Source organism: Bradyrhizobium sp. MOS003, assembly GCF_003020125.1.
GTDB lineage: Bacteria > Pseudomonadota > Alphaproteobacteria > Rhizobiales > Xanthobacteraceae > Bradyrhizobium.
This window is the reverse complement of the sequence record NZ_PYFW01000001.1, coordinates 1,173,152-1,188,946: the sequence shown is the minus strand read 5'-3', so window position 1 is coordinate 1,188,946 and position 15,795 is coordinate 1,173,152. Positions and strand designations below refer to the sequence as shown.

The 15,795-nt window shown below is 64.2% G+C and carries 16 protein-coding genes; 1 reads left to right on the top strand and 15 read right to left on the bottom strand.

The window, feature by feature from the left end; genetic code table 11:
• Positions 1-5: 5 nt before the first annotated feature.
• From C7G42_RS05715 to urtA, 15 genes are all read right to left on the bottom strand, one after another.
• Positions 6-1,661: a CHASE domain-containing protein gene (locus tag C7G42_RS05715; protein ID WP_106948040.1), complete on the bottom strand. Its 1,656-nt coding sequence runs from the start codon at positions 1,659-1,661 to the stop codon at positions 6-8.
• Between the two features lie 311 nt (positions 1,662-1,972).
• Positions 1,973-2,596 (bottom strand): urease accessory protein UreG, encoded by a 624-nt coding sequence (ureG, locus tag C7G42_RS05710; protein ID WP_063200790.1) that lies wholly within the window; start codon positions 2,594-2,596, stop codon positions 1,973-1,975.
• 36 nt (positions 2,597-2,632) lie between these two features.
• Positions 2,633-3,361, bottom strand: a complete 729-nt coding sequence (locus C7G42_RS05705) for an urease accessory protein UreF (protein WP_106948039.1) — start codon at positions 3,359-3,361, stop codon at positions 2,633-2,635.
• Positions 3,342-3,998, bottom strand: coding sequence for an urease accessory protein UreE (gene ureE / locus C7G42_RS05700; protein WP_106948038.1), 657 nt, complete (start codon positions 3,996-3,998; stop codon positions 3,342-3,344). The genes C7G42_RS05705 and ureE overlap by 20 nt, the downstream gene beginning before the upstream one ends.
• Positions 3,999-4,008: 10 nt before the next feature.
• Positions 4,009-4,308: a putative quinol monooxygenase gene (locus C7G42_RS05695; protein WP_094892815.1), complete on the bottom strand. Its 300-nt coding sequence runs from the start codon at positions 4,306-4,308 to the stop codon at positions 4,009-4,011.
• A gap of 23 nt (positions 4,309-4,331) precedes the next feature.
• A complete protein-coding gene (locus C7G42_RS05690) occupies positions 4,332-4,631 on the bottom strand; it encodes a putative quinol monooxygenase (RefSeq protein WP_106948037.1) in 300 nt (99 codons plus the stop codon).
• 127 nt (positions 4,632-4,758) lie between these two features.
• A complete protein-coding gene (ureC, locus tag C7G42_RS05685) occupies positions 4,759-6,474 on the bottom strand; it encodes an urease subunit alpha (protein ID WP_106948036.1) in 1,716 nt (571 codons plus the stop codon).
• A 67-nt stretch (positions 6,475-6,541) separates the two neighbouring features.
• The gene (locus C7G42_RS05680; protein WP_094976737.1) at positions 6,542-6,847 is read right to left on the bottom strand and encodes an urease subunit beta; all 306 of its coding nucleotides are present in this window, start codon (positions 6,845-6,847) and stop codon (positions 6,542-6,544) included.
• A gap of 11 nt (positions 6,848-6,858) precedes the next feature.
• Positions 6,859-7,161, bottom strand: a complete 303-nt coding sequence (locus C7G42_RS05675) for an urease subunit gamma (RefSeq protein WP_007605424.1) — start codon at positions 7,159-7,161, stop codon at positions 6,859-6,861.
• A gap of 24 nt (positions 7,162-7,185) precedes the next feature.
• Complete coding sequence (locus tag C7G42_RS05670) at positions 7,186-8,016, bottom strand: urease accessory protein UreD (RefSeq protein WP_106948035.1); 831 nt, start codon at positions 8,014-8,016, stop codon at positions 7,186-7,188.
• A gap of 31 nt (positions 8,017-8,047) precedes the next feature.
• The gene (gene urtE / locus C7G42_RS05665; protein ID WP_094892819.1) at positions 8,048-8,743 is read right to left on the bottom strand and encodes an urea ABC transporter ATP-binding subunit UrtE; all 696 of its coding nucleotides are present in this window, start codon (positions 8,741-8,743) and stop codon (positions 8,048-8,050) included.
• A gap of 4 nt (positions 8,744-8,747) precedes the next feature.
• Entirely contained in the window at positions 8,748-9,509 is a 762-nt protein-coding gene (gene urtD / locus C7G42_RS05660; protein ID WP_106948034.1) for an urea ABC transporter ATP-binding protein UrtD, read from the bottom strand.
• Between the two features lie 6 nt (positions 9,510-9,515).
• A complete protein-coding gene (gene urtC / locus C7G42_RS05655; protein ID WP_106948033.1) occupies positions 9,516-10,682 on the bottom strand; it encodes an urea ABC transporter permease subunit UrtC in 1,167 nt (388 codons plus the stop codon).
• Positions 10,679-12,286: an urea ABC transporter permease subunit UrtB gene (gene urtB / locus C7G42_RS05650; RefSeq protein WP_106948032.1), complete on the bottom strand. Its 1,608-nt coding sequence runs from the start codon at positions 12,284-12,286 to the stop codon at positions 10,679-10,681. Before urtB ends, urtC begins: the two co-directional genes overlap by 4 nt.
• A 95-nt stretch (positions 12,287-12,381) precedes the next feature.
• The gene (gene urtA, locus C7G42_RS05645; protein ID WP_106948031.1) at positions 12,382-13,704 is read right to left on the bottom strand and encodes an urea ABC transporter substrate-binding protein; all 1,323 of its coding nucleotides are present in this window, start codon (positions 13,702-13,704) and stop codon (positions 12,382-12,384) included.
• Between the two features lie 522 nt (positions 13,705-14,226).
• Here urtA and C7G42_RS05640 point away from each other — a divergent pair.
• Positions 14,227-15,783, top strand: a complete 1,557-nt coding sequence (locus C7G42_RS05640; RefSeq protein WP_106948030.1) for a DEAD/DEAH box helicase — start codon at positions 14,227-14,229, stop codon at positions 15,781-15,783.
• Positions 15,784-15,795 lie beyond the last annotated feature (12 nt).

Genomic DNA, 15,795 nt, shown 5'->3' with positions numbered 1-15,795 from the left:
GTTAGCTATCGTGCGGGTCGCACCGGCGCCGAGATCTTGTCCGTGCGATCGCGCTCGGTCATGTCGACCACCGTCTCCATCGGCGCGGTCAGCTCGTAGACATAGGAAGCCTCGGTGAAAAAGCGCTTGGCGGTGCCGCCGAGCGCCTCGGGCGCGACGCGGTCGAGCAGGATCAGGCCGAAATCGGAATCGGGACGGCGCGTCGCTTCGCTGGTGTTAAGCTCCTCCCAGCGGAAATGGAAGACCTCGTCGGTGCCCTCACCCGTCACCGTCCAGCTGGCCGTGATGTGCGGATGCTTTCCAACCAGCGACAGGCCCTCGTCGGAATGCGAGGCAAGTTCGAAGAACAGCAGCGAGAGGCTCTGCGCCGCCCGCGCGCTGACTGCGATATCAGGCCCCGTGACGGCGATGCGGTCGGCGTGCGGGATGGCGCGCGCTTCGAACAGACCCTTCAGCTTGACGCCCTGCCACTGGCTCTCGCTGAGCAGCGAGACCACGTTCGACATGGCGTGAATGCGGCCGATCAGGAGCTCGCGCGCGCCGTCGATGTCCGCGCCATGACGCAAGGTGCGCGTCACGATCGACTGGATCACCGCGAGGATATTCTTGACCCGATGGTTGAGCTCGTCGATCACCGCGGTCAGCCGGCGCTCGAAGCCGATCCTGACCTGGATTTCCCGGCTGAGGCGCAGATTGTTGTAGGCGACATAGCCAAACAGGCCGCACACCATCGCAGTGATCGCAAAACCGATCGCAGCCACGATGATCGCGGTCTGCTCGGCGCGGCGCGCCGAGTTGGTCTTGGCGTAATAGCCGAGCTGCCAGTCCCGGCCCCCGAAGCTCACCGTGCGCGTTGCCGATGGCGCGGCCTCCGCGGCCGTCATCCGCGTCGAGACGATGCCCTGGTCATTGGCAACGAGTTCGCTACCTTCCTTGCGCGGGTCCCTGAGCGCGACCGAGAACAACGACATGTCGTCATTGGTCAGCATCAGCGAGGCGAGTTCGTAGGAGAACGTAACGAACCCGGCCGGCTCGGTCGCCCCCTCGGGAATGACGGGGGCTGCCACGATGATCCCGACCGGCCCGTTTCCGCGCAACAGCGGAATCGGGTCCGAGGCCACCGACCTCTTCTCGATCCGGGCGCGCGTCAGCATGGCGCCGCGGACCGGATCCTGGTCGTAACTTCGGCCCGGCAGAGCCTTGGTCTCGTCGCTGCGGGGCTCGAGATCCAGCAGCACGTCGATCGGCTGGGTGATCTCGGCCGGATCGATCGGCTTGTCGTCATAGCTGCGGATGGTGGGATTCGGGAATCCGGCGCCGGCAATGGCAGTCTTCGCCGCCGTGAGCTCGTTCGGCTTCAGCCGGGCGATCCAGCCGGCGACCACGAAATCGGTCTTGAAGGCGTAGATGGCCGAGCGCAGCGGCTCCAGCATATCCGGCTTGATCACCGATGGCGCGCGGAACAGGCCTGAGGCGACACGGGCGAGCAGTTCGCGCTCGGTGAGCCGGTCCTGCACCAGGCTGGCATGAACGTCGATCGCACGCGCGAGCGCGATCCGGTCCAGCGCCAGCTCCTGGTCGTGGACGCGATAGGCCGCAAGCCCGGAGAGCAAGGCCCCGAGCAGAGCAATGAAACCGATGATGAAACCCAGCCGGACCACGCGACTACTCAGGCGAAAGCAGAAGGTCGGCAATAAACAAGGGACATATCAACGCCGCTCGAACGGCCACGTGCCGAAACGGGGCAAACCCCGCTGGCAGAGATAATGAGGGAGGAGACATCGGTACGCAACGTGGGTCGCCTGAAAAGCTTAATCCGTCCGGCCGATGGTCTGACCGGGACGACTTGCCCGGGCTCCGGAGGTAGTCAATCGCCGTGTCCGAAATTTGTTCCGCGGTTGCGGCCTGGCCGCGGTTGCGGCCTGGCCTTACGGTTAACGCCGAAAAGGGCATGCGCCAAGTCGTCGCGCCGTCAGCCCGCCCGTTTCAAGCCGCCTTTGGCCTCGATGAAGCCGACAATGCGGTCAAGGCCCTCGCTCTTCTTCAGGTTGGTCATGACGAAGGGTCGCTCGCCGCGCATGCGCCTGGCGTCGATGTCCATCTTCTCCAGGGAGGCTCCGACATGGGGTGCGAGGTCGATCTTGTTGATGACCAGCAGGTCGGACCGGGTGATGCCGGGACCGCCCTTGGACGGGATCTTGTCGCCCGCGGCGACGTCGATGACGTAGATGGTGAGGTCGGCGAGCTCCGGGGAAAAAGTGGCAGCGAGATTGTCGCCGCCGGACTCGATGAGCACGAGGTCGAGCCCGGGAAATTTCGCCCGCATGTCCGCAACCGCGGCGAGATTCATCGAGGCGTCCTCGCGGATTGCGGTGTGCGGGCAACCGCCGGTCTCGACGCCGGCAATGCGATCCGGCGTCAGCGAGCCCGAACGCACCAGGAATTCCGCATCCCATTTGGTGTAGATGTCGTTGGTGATCGCGGCGATGTCATAGCGCTCGCGCATGGTCTTGCAGAGCAGGTCCATCAGCGCCGTCTTGCCCGATCCGACCGGGCCGCCGACGCCGACACGCAAGGGGCCGTGAGATTTCGACATGTGATTCGCTCTTTCTCGATTCGAAGGCCGCACCGCTCACGACCGGAACAGTCGCGTATATTGCGTCTCGTGCCGCAGACTGGCGAGATCGGCACGGAAGGTCGCGCCGCCGAGATCGTCCAATGTCGCATTCAGCGCACGATTGGCGGTGGCGGCGACGGCCGCTTCCAGCCTCACCAGCACGCGCTGGCTGTCGGTCTGACCGAGCGGAATGAGCCGGCTGGCCGCAGAGATCCAGTTCGAGACCAGCGCATGCAGGAAGGCGTGCAGTGTCGGCGCCAGCGGCACGCCGTGCATGGCTGCGACCACGCCGACGGCGACGGGATAGACCAGCGGCGTGCGGCATGCCGCAACCATGGCATCCAGGCCGTCTGCATCCCATGCTGCCCGGGAGATGTCGATGAAGGCGCGGCCCTGCGAGCTCGTTTCCAGCTGCCGCTCGCGGGACGGCACCATGGCCGCGGAGAGCTCGGCGATATCGCCTAAATTGGCCTCCTCGCCCGCCTCGGCGGCACGATAGGCGTGGACCAGGAACGTCGCGTCGCAAAAGCCGGAGCCATCGCCGAGCATCGCTTCGAGCCAGTCGGCCAGCGTGGCCGTATCGACGATGTCGCCGACCTCGACCGCCCATTCGATGCCGCTGGAATAGGAGAAACCGCCGACCGGGAATGCCGGCGACAGCCAGGTCATCAGCCGGTACAGCGCCGCTGCCTCGCGCTCGGCGAGGTCGCAGGCCGCGACCGGCTCATTTGTGGTCATGAGCATGCTTGTGGCCGTGGTGATGGTCGGGATGGTCGCAATGCTCGTCGTGGTGATGGTGGCCGTGATCATGCGCGGCATGATCGTGAGGGTGGTGGTCGTGAGCGTGATGATCGTGACTCTGATGATCATGGTGATCGTGATCGTGACCATGGTCATGATGATGTCCGTGATCATGATGCGCATGGTCGACGTGTCCATGCGCATGGCCGGCGTCGGCATAGGCGCCACCTTCAGGATCGAATGGCGCTTCGATCTCGATGACGCGCGCGCCGAGACCCTTCACCATCGCCTCGATGACGTGATCGCGGCGGATGCGCAAGGCCTTGGCCATGATCTGCGTCGGCAGATGGCGGTTGCCGAGGTGCCAGCCGACGCGGACGAGGTGGTGCGGATCGCGGCCGCGGATCTCGAGCAACGGCTCGGGCGCCGCGACCACCTCGACGAGCCGGCCGTCCTCCAGCACCAGCGCATCGCCGCCGCGCAGCGCAACGGCATTCTCCAGATCGAGCAGGAATTCGAGGCCGCGCGTCCCCGTCATGGCCATGCGGCGGCGGTGCCGGTCGTCGAAATCGAGCACGACCGTATCCGCTGGCGCGTCCGTGAAGCGGTGTTGTCCCCTGACCTGCGTCGCCCGGATCATGCGCTATACCTCAGAGCTTCTCGACCTTGCCGTCGCTGATGATCTCGATCACCGTCGGCGCTGTCTTCATCTGCGCGGAATATTCGCGCCAAACCTTCATGTGCGGCGCCTTGGCATGTGCGGTGAGATCGTCGCGGGTCTCCCAGCGCTCGACCACTACGTACAGATTGGGGTTGTTGACGCTGACATTGCCGTCATAGGAGATGCAGCCCTTCTCCTTGAGGGTCTCGACGGTGCAGGCCTTGTGCCCCTTGATGAAGTCGTCTTTGTTCTCCGGCTTCATGGGCGTGGTGGCGATGACGTAGATCATGGGGTTATTCCCTGTTGTTCTTGTTAGCGGACATCGACCTTCTCGGGCGTGATCACTTCGATCTTCGGCGGGGCCGTAAAGCACTTCACCGCGACGCGGCCAAAGGTCTTCATGTGCTCCATGCCGCGATGCGGCACCAGCGCCTCGGCATTCTCCCACTGCTCGACGAACACCATCTTGGCAGGGTCGGTGACGCTCTCATGCATATCATAGGCGATATTGCCAGGCTCTTTCCGCGTCTCCTTGATGCAGGCGGTGGCGGCTGCAATGAATTCGGCGCGCGTCTCGGGCTTGATGGTCAGGGTGGCAACGACGTAGATCACGAGAAATCCTCCCGGCTTTTCTTTTAGGGTTCGATGGCGGGCGGGACATTAGACCAGCCGGGATCGAACGCAAAACCGGAAAAGCCGCCCCCCGGACAAGCGCCATGACATGCGTTGAGGCGCTATTTCAGTACATGAAATATCGCTGTGCCATCGGCAGCACCTCGGCGGGGGCGCAGGTGAGCAATTCGCCATCGGCGCGCACCTCATAGGTCTCCGGATCGACCTCGATATTGGGCGTGGCATCGTTGTGGATCATGCTCTTTTTCGAGATCTTGCCGCGGGTGTTCTGGACCGCATAGAGCTTCTTCTCGATCCCGAGTTTTCGCGCGAGACCGCCAGTGATGGCTGCCTTCGAGGTGAACACCACTGACGACGCCGTGCGCGCCTTGCCGAAGGCGCCGAACATCGGCTGGTAATGCACCGGCTGCGGTGTCGGGATCGAGGCGTTTGGATCGCCCATCGGCGCGGCGACGATCATCCCGCCCTTGACGATGCAGTCCGGCTTGACGCCGAAGAAGGCCGGCGACCACAGCACGAGATCGGCGAGCTTGCCCTTCTCGACCGAGCCGATCAGCTTCGACACGCCATGCGCGATCGCGGGGTTGATGGTGTATTTGGCGATGTAGCGCTTGACGCGGAAATTGTCGTTGTCCTTGCCCTTGTCCTGCGGCAGCGACCCGCGCTGCTTCTTCATCTTGTCTGCAGTCTGCCAGGTCCGGATGATGACCTCGCCGAGGCGGCCCATCGCCTGCGAGTCCGACGACATCATCGAGAGGGCGCCGAGATCGTGCAGGATGTCTTCGGCGGCGATCGTCTCCTTGCGGATGCGGCTTTCGGCGAACGCCAAATCTTCCGCGATCGAGGGATCGAGATGGTGGCACACCATCAGCATGTCCAGATGCTCGTCGATGGTGTTGCGCGTGAACGGCCGCGTGGGGTTGGTCGAGGACGGCAGCACGTTCTTCAGGCCTGCGACCTTGATGATATCTGGAGCATGGCCGCCGCCGGCGCCCTCGGTGTGGAAGGCATGGATGGTGCGGCCCTTGAAGGCCTTGATCGTGTCCTCGACGAAGCCGGATTCATTCAGCGTGTCGGTGTGGATCATCACCTGGATGTCGTGGGCATCGGCCACCGACAGGCAGTTGTCGATCGCCGCCGGCGTGGTGCCCCAATCCTCGTGCAGCTTCAGCGCACAGGCGCCGGCCTTGATCATCTCGACCAGGGCTGCGGGACGCGAGGCGTTGCCCTTGCCGGAGATACCGAGATTGACCGGGAAGGCGTCGAACGACTGGATCATCCGCCCCATGTGCCACGGCCCCGGCGTACAGGTGGTCGCGAAGGTACCGTGCGACGGGCCGGTACCGCCGCCCAGCATCGAGGTGACGCCGGACATCAGCGCGTGCTCGATCTGCTGCGGGCAGATGAAATGGATGTGGCTGTCGAAGCCGCCCGCGGTGAGGATTTTCCCTTCGCCCGCGATCACGTCCGTGCCAGGGCCGATGATGATCGTGACGCCGGGCTGGATGTCGGGATTGCCGGCCTTGCCGATGCCGGCGATCATGCCGTCCTTGATCGCGACGTCGGCCTTCACGATACCCCAGTGATCGACGATCAGCGCATTGGTGATGACCGTGTCGGCCGCGCCCTGCTTGTTGGTGACCTGCGACTGCCCCATGCCGTCGCGGATCACCTTGCCGCCGCCGAACTTCACCTCCTCGCCGTAAGTAGTGAAATCCTTTTCCACCTCGATGATGAGATCGGTGTCGGCCAGGCGCACCCTGTCGCCGGTGGTCGGACCGAACATGTCGGCATAGACGGAACGTTTGATCTTGACGGACATCACGAGCCCCGATTGCGTTTGAATTCTTCAGCGAGCCTACGCCGCGCCCCTTGGGGAGTTTTTGCGCTCACAGCTTCCCCATCACGTCGCCACGGAAACCGTAAATCATCTTCTTCCCCGCCACGGCGACGAGTTGCACGTCGCGGGTCTGGCCGGGCTCGAAGCGGACGGCGGTGCCGGCGGCGATGTCGAGGCGCATGCCGCGAGCCTTCTTGCGGTCGAACTTCAACGCGGGGTTGGTCTCGAAGAAATGGTAGTGCGAGCCGACCTGAATCGGGCGGTCGCCGGTGTTGGCGACCGTCAGCGTCACGGTCTTGCGGCCGGCATTGAGCTCGATCTCGCCGTCCTGGATGAAGAGTTCGCCGGGGATCATGCGTCTTGCTCCTACCTGATCGGCTCGTGCACGGTGACGAGCTTGGTGCCGTCCGGAAATGTCGCCTCGACCTGGATGTCGTGGATCATCTCGGGGATTCCCGGCATCACCTGGTCGCGAGTCAGGACCTGCGCGCCGGATTGCATCAGCTCGGCGACGGTGCGGCCGTCGCGCGCGCCTTCGAGGATGAAATCGGAGATGATCGCGATCGCCTCGGGATGGTTGAGCTTGACGCCGCGATCGAGCCTTCGGCGGGCCACGATCGCCGCCATCGAGATCAGAAGCTTGTCCTTTTCGCGGGGAGACAGGTTCATGCGAAATCTCTTCCGTTCAACACTTCAATTCAACCAGAGTCGCGGCAGCGCGGCACCGGTACGCGCCAGCACGGCCATCATGTCGGCACGCAAGCGCGCCGCATCTTGGGCACAGAACCGCGCCATTGCAAATCCATTCCAGGCGGAGATTCCCACCTCGCCGGAGAACGAGTCCGCGGCTTCGCGGATGCGGTCGACGAGGGCCTCGTCGCCGGGGACGATCAGCGCCGTGCCGATCGCCGCGCCGCCCTTCGCCACCGCCGACCGCCCAAGTTTTGCGCCGATATTGCCGTCGAGCCTGACGGTCTCGGCGAACACCAGCCTGCCACCGCGCCGCAGCCGCCAGCGGTCGACGAATTCCCCCTGCTCCATCCGCTCGCCCATGGCGGTGCGGCCGAACACGACGATCTCGCACAGCAGAAGCGAGGCGGTCTCGTCGAGCTCGATATCGAAGCGGCGATGGACCCGGGCGCGATCGAACAGGATGGTCTCCTGCGGCAGCCAGCCGAGATGCGCGCCCGCGGCGATTTTCAAGGAAATATTGAGCTGCGCTGCCGCTCCCGGCGCGCGATAGACCTTTTCGGCCGCCGCCGTCGTCAAGGTCAGGCGCGAGCGCTCGCCCGCTGCGATGTCGATCTCGAAACTGTCCCCTCCCGCGACGCCGCCGGCCGTGTTGACGAACACGCCGGACAATCCCTCGCCTTCCGGCGAGGGAAAGCGCACGCGCAGCGAGCCGGATTCATGCAAGACGCCGCGCCGCGTCACGCCGTCACGCGCATGGACGTCGAAGCGCACCGCGCCGCGGGCACGGTTCGCCTCGAAAACCCCTGACATGACCGAAACGTCGCTCCGCATCCGCCTCCCCCAGCCGGTCGCGGCAGAATGCTTACAGCGCCATCTGGCGGCTGATCTCGCTCGCGTCCAAATTGGCGCGATCGCAGGTGAACTTCACCGCGCCGCGATCCATCACGGCAAAACTGTCGCCGAGTTCGCAGGCAAAGTCGAGATATTGTTCGACCAGCACGATGGCGATGTTGCCGAGGTTGCGCAGATACGAAATGGCGCGGCCGATGTCCTTGATGATCGAGGGCTGGATGCCCTCGGTCGGCTCGTCGAGCAGCAGCAATTTCGGACGCATCACCAGCGCGCGACCGATCGCGAGTTGCTGCTGCTGCCCGCCGGAGAGATCGCCACCGCGCCGCCCGAGCATGGATTGCAGCACCGGAAAAAGCGAGAACACGTCGTCCGGAATGTTCTTGTCCTGGCGCTTGAGCGGACCGAAGCCGGTCTTGAGGTTCTCCTCGACCGTCAGCAGCGGGAAGATCTCGCGGCCCTGCGGCACGAAGCCGATGCCCTTGCGCGCACGCTCATAGGGCTTCAGGCCGGTGATATCACTTCCATCGAACACGATCGCCCCTGAGGAGATTGGATATTGCCCGACCATGGCGCGCAAGAGCGAGGTCTTGCCGACGCCGTTGCGCCCCAGCACGCAAGTGACCTTGCCGGGCTCGGCCGCGATCGAGACGCCGCGCAGCGCCTGCGCCGCGCCGTAGAACAGGTTGATGTCCTTGACCTCAAGCATTAGCTCAGCGCCCCAGATAGACTTCGATGACCCGCTCGTTGGACGAGACCTGGTCGATGGTTCCTTCCGCGAGCACCGTGCCCTCGTGCAGGCAGGTCACCTTGACCCCGAGTTCGCGCACGAACGTCATGTCGTGCTCGACCACCATCACGGTGTGGGTCTTGTTGATCTCTTTCAGCAGCTCGGCGGTCAGATGCGTCTCGACGTCGGTCATTCCCGCGACCGGCTCGTCGACCAGGAGCAGTTTTGGGTCCTGTGCGAGCAGCATGCCGATCTCGAGCCACTGCTTCTGGCCGTGGCTGAGGCTGCCGGCGAGGCGGTTGCGCGCCTCGGTGAGACGGATGGTCTCCAGCACCCTGTCGATCCGCCCTGCCTCGGCCTTGCTGCCGCGCCAGAACAGTGTGCCCTTGACACTGTGATCGACATTGAGCGCGAGCAGGAGATTGTCCTGCACGGTCTGGCTCTCGAACACGGTCGGCTTCTGGAATTTGCGGCCGATGCCCAGCTCGGCGATGCGGGTCTCGTCCAGCCGTGTCAGATCGGTGACGCCATCGAACAGCACCGTGCCCTCGTCGGGCTTGGTCTTGCCGGTGATGATGTCCATCATCGTGGTCTTGCCGGCCCCGTTCGGGCCGATGATGGCACGCATCTCGCCGGGCTCGAGCGTCAGCGACAGATTGTTGATGGCGTGGAAGCCGTCGAACGAGACGTGCACGCCGTCGAGATAGAGCATCGCGGAGGTGGCGCGGTTGTCCATGACGTTCATGTGCGCCTACTCCGCCATCTTCGGTTCGATGACGCCGTCCTCGGCCGCGGCACTCGCCATGGTCGCGGCGCGTTTCTCCTTCGAGGAGTCCCACCACGCATTGAAGGTGCCGACGATGCCCTTCGGCAGCAGCAGCGTCACCAGGATGAACATCGCGCCCAGCATGAACAGCCAGTACGGCGCCAGCACGCCCGAGGTGAAGAACGTCTTGGCGTAGTTGACGACGACGGCGCCGAGCGCGGCACCGACCAGCGTGCCGCGGCCGCCGACGGCGACCCAGATCACCGCCTCGATCGAATTGCCGGGCGCGAATTCGGATGGATTGATGATGCCGACCTGCGGCACGTAGAGCGCGCCGGCGACCCCGGCCATGCAGGCAGACACCGTGAACACGAACAGCTTGTAGGATTCGACGCGGTAACCGAGGAAGCGCGTGCGCGACTCCGCATCACGCACCGCGATCAGCACCTTGCCGAGCTTGGAGGAGACGATCGCACGGCAGATTAGGAAGCCCGCGATCAGCGCCAGGCAGCTCAGCGCGAACAGCGCCGCGCGGGTGCCCTCGGCCTGCACGTTGAAGCCGAGGATGTCCTTGAAGTCGGTCAGGCCGTTGTTGCCGCCGAAGCCGAAATCGTTGCGGAAGAAGGCAAGCAGCAGCGCATAGGTCATCGCCTGCGTGATGATCGAGAGATACACGCCTGTGACGCGGGAGCGGAATGCGAGCCAGCCGAAGCAGAAGGCGAGCAGGCCGGGCACGACCAGCACCATCAGCGCGGCGAACCAGAACATGTCGAAGCCGTACCAGGTCCAGGGCAGCTTCGAATAATTCAGGAACACCATGAAGTCGGGCAGAACAGGGTTGCCGTAGACGCCGCGGGTGCCGATCTGCCGCATCAGGTACATGCCCATCGCATAACCGCCGAGCGCGAAGAAGGCGCCATGGCCGAGCGAGAGAATGCCGCAATAGCCCCAGATCAAATCGATCGAAAGCGCGAGGATCGCGTAACAGACATATTTGCCCCAGAGCGCGACGAGATAGGTCGGCACCTGCAGGAACGAGCCCGCGGGCAGCAGCAAATTGGAGAGCGGGATCAGGATGCCGCAGGCCGCGACGACGGCCAGGAAGATCGTCGCACTGCGGTCCAGCGATCGCGTCAGCATGTGAGGGGTCATGCTTCCACCGCACGGCCCTTGAGCGCGAACAGTCCGCGCGGGCGCTTTTGAATGAACAGGATGATGAGAACGAGGATCGCGATTTTGCCGAGCACGGCGCCGGCGACCGGCTCCAGGAACTTGTTGGCGATGCCGAGCGTGAAGGCGCCGACCAGCGTGCCCCAGAGATTGCCGACGCCGCCGAACACCACGACCATGAAGCTGTCGATGATGTAGCTCTGGCCGAGATTGGGGCTGACATTGTCGATCTGCGATAGCGCCACGCCGGCGATGCCGGCAATGCCCGAGCCAAGGCCGAAGGTCAGCGCGTCGACCCGCGAGGTCGCGATGCCCATCGACGCTGCCATACGGCGGTTCTGCGTCACCGCACGCATCTCGAGGCCGAGCGCGGTGTAACGCAGCATCGCGAGCAGGATCGCGAACACGGCCAACGTGAAGACGAGGATCCAGAGCCGGTTATAGGTGATGGTGATCTGGCCGAGTTCGAAGGCGCCACTCATCCAGGAGGGATTGCCGACCTCGCGGTTGGTCGGACCGAACATGGTGCGCACCGCCTGCTGCAGCACCAGCGACAGACCCCAGGTCGCGAGCAGCGTCTCCAGCGGGCGACCGTAGAGGAAGCGGATGATGCTGCGCTCGATCACGACGCCGAGTGCGCCTGCGACGAGGAAGGCGAGCGGCACGGCGATCAGCAGCGAATAGTCGAACAGTCCGGGATAGCGGGTGCGGATCACCTCCTGTACCACGAAGGTGGTGTAAGCGCCGATCATCACCATCTCGCCATGAGCCATGTTGATGACGCCCATCACGCCGAAGGTGATGGCGAGCCCGATCGCAGCGAGCAGCAGCACCGAGCCGAGCGAGAGGCCATACCAGGCATTCTGCACCATGGACCAGACCGCGAGCGAACTCTGGATCGAACCGATCGCGCTCGCGGCGGCCTTGGTCACCGAGGCCGGCTGGTCGCCCATGCCTGTGAGCAGCGCCAGTGCCTCCTGATCGCCGCGCCCCTTGAGGGTGGCCACCGCCTCCAGCTTCTCGACCTCGGTAGCGTCGGGCTTGAACAGCAGGATCGCCGCACGGGCGTCGCCGAGCGCAGCCTTGACGGATTTGTTGGTTTCCTTGGCGAGCGCGCCATCGACCGCCTCGAGCGCGGTCTCCTCGTGCGACTTGAAGACCGATTGCGCCGCCTGGAGCCGCGTCCCGATATCCGGAGACTGGAGCGTCAGGCTGCCGATCGCCGCATCGACGCTGCGGCGCAGACGGTTGTTGAGGCGGACCGCGGCCGCGCTGTCGGGCACGCTGGCGACGGGCTGGCCGGTCGCCGCGTCGATCGACTTGCCATCGGCGCCGGTGACGTAAACCTTCTTGCTGTCCGGGTCGGCCATCAGGCGGCCGTCCTGGAGCGCGCTGATGATGGGGAAGGCCAGCGGATTGCCGCTGCTCGCGACCACGCCGATCGCGTCTTCCGTGTCGGAATAATCATCGTTGGCGAATTTGGCGACCGCATCCTCGAACGGACCGGCAAAGGCCGGCAGTGCGAACGCAATCAAAACCAAGGAGAGCAGGAGCGAACAGAGACGGGCGGGCAAATTGGCTGGCACTGTGAATGACCCCGGCAGAAATGGTGGAGAAGGCGGCGGGATCGCCGCCTTCTCCGGTCGTCATTGACCGTCAGGCCTGGTCAGCTGATCCCGGATCAGGAACCCGAACCGAGGCACTTGTTGGTCTTGGTGTTGAAGTTGCCGCACTTCTTGCCGACCCAGTCGCCGATCAGGTCCTTGGAGCCGTCGAGCTCCTTCGACCAGGCATCGCCCGCGACGAGGCCAGGCGTCTTCCAGACCACGTCGAACTGGCCGTTCGCCTTGATCTCGCCGATGAACACCGGCTTGGTGATGTGGTGGTTCGGAAGCATCTTGGAGGTGCCGCCGGTCAGGTTCTTCGCTTCGATGCCCGGGAGAGCGTCGATCACCTTGTCCGGATCGGTCGACTTCACCTTCTCGACCGCCTTGACCCACATGTCGAAGCCGATCACGTGCGCTTCCATCGGATCGTTGGTCACGCGCTTCGGATTCTTGGTGTAGGCCTGCCACGCCTTGATGAACTTCTCGTTCTCCGGCGACTTGATCGACTGGAAGTAGTTCCAGGCGGCGAGATGGCCGAGCAGCGGCTTGGTGTCGATGCCGGCGAGCTCTTCCTCACCCACCGAGAACGCGACGACCGGGATGTCCTTCGCCTTGATGCCCTGGTTGCCGAGCTCCTTGTAGAAGGGGACGTTGGCGTCGCCGTTGATGGTCGAGACCACCGCGGTCTTCTTGCCGGCCGAGCCGAACTTCTTGATGTCGGCCACGATCGTCTGCCAGTCGGAATGACCGAACGGCGTGTAGTTGATCATGATGTCTTCCTGCGCGACACCCTTAGACTTCAGATAGGCTTCCAGGATCTTGTTGGTGGTGCGCGGATAGACGTAGTCGGTGCCCGCGAGCACCCAGCGCTTCACCTTCTCGTCCTTCATCAGGTAGTCGACGGCGGGGATCGCCTGCTGGTTCGGCGCCGCACCCGTGTAGAACACGTTGCGCTCGCTCTCCTCACCCTCGTACTGCACGGGGTAGAACAGGATGTTGTTCAGCTCCTTGAAAACGGGCAGCACCGACTTGCGCGACACCGAAGTCCAGCAGCCGAACACGACCGCGACCTTGTCCTTGGTGATCAGCTCGCGCGCCTTTTCGGCGAACAGCGGCCAGTTCGACGCGGGGTCGACGACGACGGCTTCGAGCTTCTTGCCGAGAACGCCGCCCTTCTTGTTCTGCTCGTCGATCAGGAAAAGGATGGTGTCCTTCAGCGTGGTTTCGCTGATGGCCATGGTGCCGGAAAGGGAGTGCAGCACGCCGACCTTGATCGTGTCGTCCGCGGCCTTGGCGCCAGTCAATGAAGCCAGACCGAGCACCAGGCCGGCGGTCGCGGCGAGCACGCCGCGGCGGCTAAATGACGCCGCTATATCGTGAGTAGATTTGCTAAACATGAGTGTCTCATCTCCCTGACGCAGACGTGAAAAACGCTGCGAAACGGCCCCACGGCCGCCTGCGATTAACGGAATCGCAAGAACCGTGCCATGCCCTTGGCACCTGCCAACTCATTGGTCATATTAGACAATTCTGTTGCAATCCAAGTTTTGCCGCAGTTCAATTGCTCATAATTTGTGCGAATAAAATGTATGCTTATGCGGCAGACAGTTTGTTTTTTAAGCAAGCGCCCGGGTATGGCTAAAATTCCGGCATAACTATTTTTGCACCGCAATAGCCATTTCAGGCCCGCTCCGCCTTGAAAGCGCCCCTTCAATGTTCCATATGACGTGCAGAGACCTCTTGCGAATCAAGCGGTCGTCGCGAGCCGCGTGTTCTTAAGCCCTTACGGGCCTCTGGCTTGCCCCATATCTCCCAAGCCATCCGACACCCCAAACACGCAGGTGTCTTCTCGACACCCTTTTGCGTGCGCCGCGCTGAATGCGCCGGGCGCCCGCTTTTGACATGGAAAGAACCCCCTTTTGACTTCGTTTCAGGACTTCGGCCTCGCCGAACCGATCGCGCGCGCTCTTCAAGAAGAGAACTACGTCACCCCCACCCCCATCCAGGCCCAGACCATTCCCACGGCGCTGACCGGCCGCGATGTCGTCGGCATCGCCCAGACCGGCACCGGCAAGACCGCGTCCTTCGCGCTGCCGATCCTGCACCGCCTGCTCGAGCACCGGATCAAGCCGCAGCCCAAGACCACCCGCGTCCTGGTGTTGTCGCCGACCCGCGAGCTGTCCGGCCAGATCCTCGACAGCTTCAACGCCTATGGCCGCCACATCCGCCTGTCCTCGACGCTCGCCATCGGTGGCGTTCCGATGGGCCGTCAGGTCCGCTCGCTGATGCAGGGCGTCGAAGTGCTGGTCGCCACCCCCGGCCGCCTGCTCGACCTCGTGCAGAGCAACGGTTTGAAACTGGGAAGCGTCGAATTCCTCGTGCTCGACGAGGCCGACCGCATGCTCGACATGGGCTTCATCAACGACATCCGCAAAATCGTCGCCAAGCTGCCGATCAAGCGGCAGACGCTGTTCTTCTCGGCCACCATGCCGAAGGACATCGCCGAGCTCGCCGACGCCATGCTGCGTGACCCCGCCCGCGTCGCGGTGACCCCGGTCTCCTCGACCGTGGAGCGCATCCAGCAGCGCATCATCCAGGTCGATTTCTCCGCGAAGCCGGCGTTCCTCGCCAAGCTGTTGAAACAGGAGCAGGTCAACCGCGCCCTGGTTTTCACCCGCACCAAGCACGGCGCCGACAAGGTGGTGAAAACCCTTGAGAAGGCCGGCATCGCCGCCAGCGCCATCCACGGCAACAAGTCGCAGAACCATCGCGAACGGACACTGGCCCAGTTCCGCTCCGGCGACATCCGCACACTGGTTGCTACCGATATCGCCGCCCGCGGCATCGATGTCGACGGCATCACTCACGTCATCAATTTCGACCTGCCCAACGTGCCCGAGACCTACGTGCACCGCATCGGCCGCACCGCGCGTGCCGGCGCCGAGGGCACCGCGATCTCGCTGGTCGCAGGCGGCGAGGAGCTCAGCTATCTCCGCGACATCGAACGGCTGATCAAGGTGGCACTGCCGCGCGAAGATCTCCGCACCGACGCCGGCCGCCGCGATGCGGGCGCTCCCGCGCCGCAGCAACGGCAGGGCCGCGGAGGCCGCCCGGGCCAGCGTCCGCAAGGCGCAAGGCAGGGCGAGGCACGCCACGGCGACGGACGTCGTAGCGAGGAACGACATGCCGACGGACGCCACCATACCGCCGGCAAGCAGGGCGATGGACGCTCCGGTGAAGGCCGACATGGCGGCGACGCGCGACATGCTGACGGGCGGCCCGGCAACAGCCCGAGCGCCTCGAAGGGGTCTCGTCGTCCGCGCTCTGGCGGGAAGGCGCATTCTTCCCCAAACGGCCGTCCGGAACAGCGTTCCGTGCATAGCGCCGGGGCGGCTGATGGGATACAAGGCGTGGCCTTTTTGCGCCGGGAGAGTCGGCCGAACGGCCAACCGAACCGCAAACCCCATTCGCACTAGCCGTCCACGACC

Excerpts from the sequence above, each read along its gene's own strand:
- urtA (WP_106948031.1), bottom strand. The coding sequence starts at position 13,704 with ATGTTTAGCAAATCTACTCACGATATAGCGGCGTCATTTAGCCGCCGC.
- C7G42_RS05670 (WP_106948035.1), bottom strand. The coding sequence starts at position 8,016 with ATGCGGAGCGACGTTTCGGTCATGTCAGGGGTTTTCGAGGCGAACCGT.
- ureC (WP_106948036.1), bottom strand. The coding sequence starts at position 6,474 with ATGTCCGTCAAGATCAAACGTTCCGTCTATGCCGACATGTTCGGTCCG.
- urtE (WP_094892819.1), bottom strand. The coding sequence starts at position 8,743 with ATGCTTGAGGTCAAGGACATCAACCTGTTCTACGGCGCGGCGCAGGCG.
- urtC (WP_106948033.1), bottom strand. The coding sequence starts at position 10,682 with ATGACCCCTCACATGCTGACGCGATCGCTGGACCGCAGTGCGACGATC.
- ureG (WP_063200790.1), bottom strand. The coding sequence starts at position 2,596 with ATGTCGAAATCTCACGGCCCCTTGCGTGTCGGCGTCGGCGGCCCGGTC.
- C7G42_RS05675 (WP_007605424.1), bottom strand. The coding sequence starts at position 7,161 with ATGAACCTGTCTCCCCGCGAAAAGGACAAGCTTCTGATCTCGATGGCG.
- urtD (WP_106948034.1), bottom strand. The coding sequence starts at position 9,509 with ATGAACGTCATGGACAACCGCGCCACCTCCGCGATGCTCTATCTCGAC.
- C7G42_RS05695 (WP_094892815.1), bottom strand. The coding sequence starts at position 4,308 with ATGATCTACGTCATCGCCACCACGCCCATGAAGCCGGAGAACAAAGAC.
- ureE (WP_106948038.1), bottom strand. The coding sequence starts at position 3,998 with ATGATCCGGGCGACGCAGGTCAGGGGACAACACCGCTTCACGGACGCG.
- C7G42_RS05680 (WP_094976737.1), bottom strand. The coding sequence starts at position 6,847 with ATGATCCCCGGCGAACTCTTCATCCAGGACGGCGAGATCGAGCTCAAT.
- C7G42_RS05705 (WP_106948039.1), bottom strand. The coding sequence starts at position 3,361 with ATGCTCATGACCACAAATGAGCCGGTCGCGGCCTGCGACCTCGCCGAG.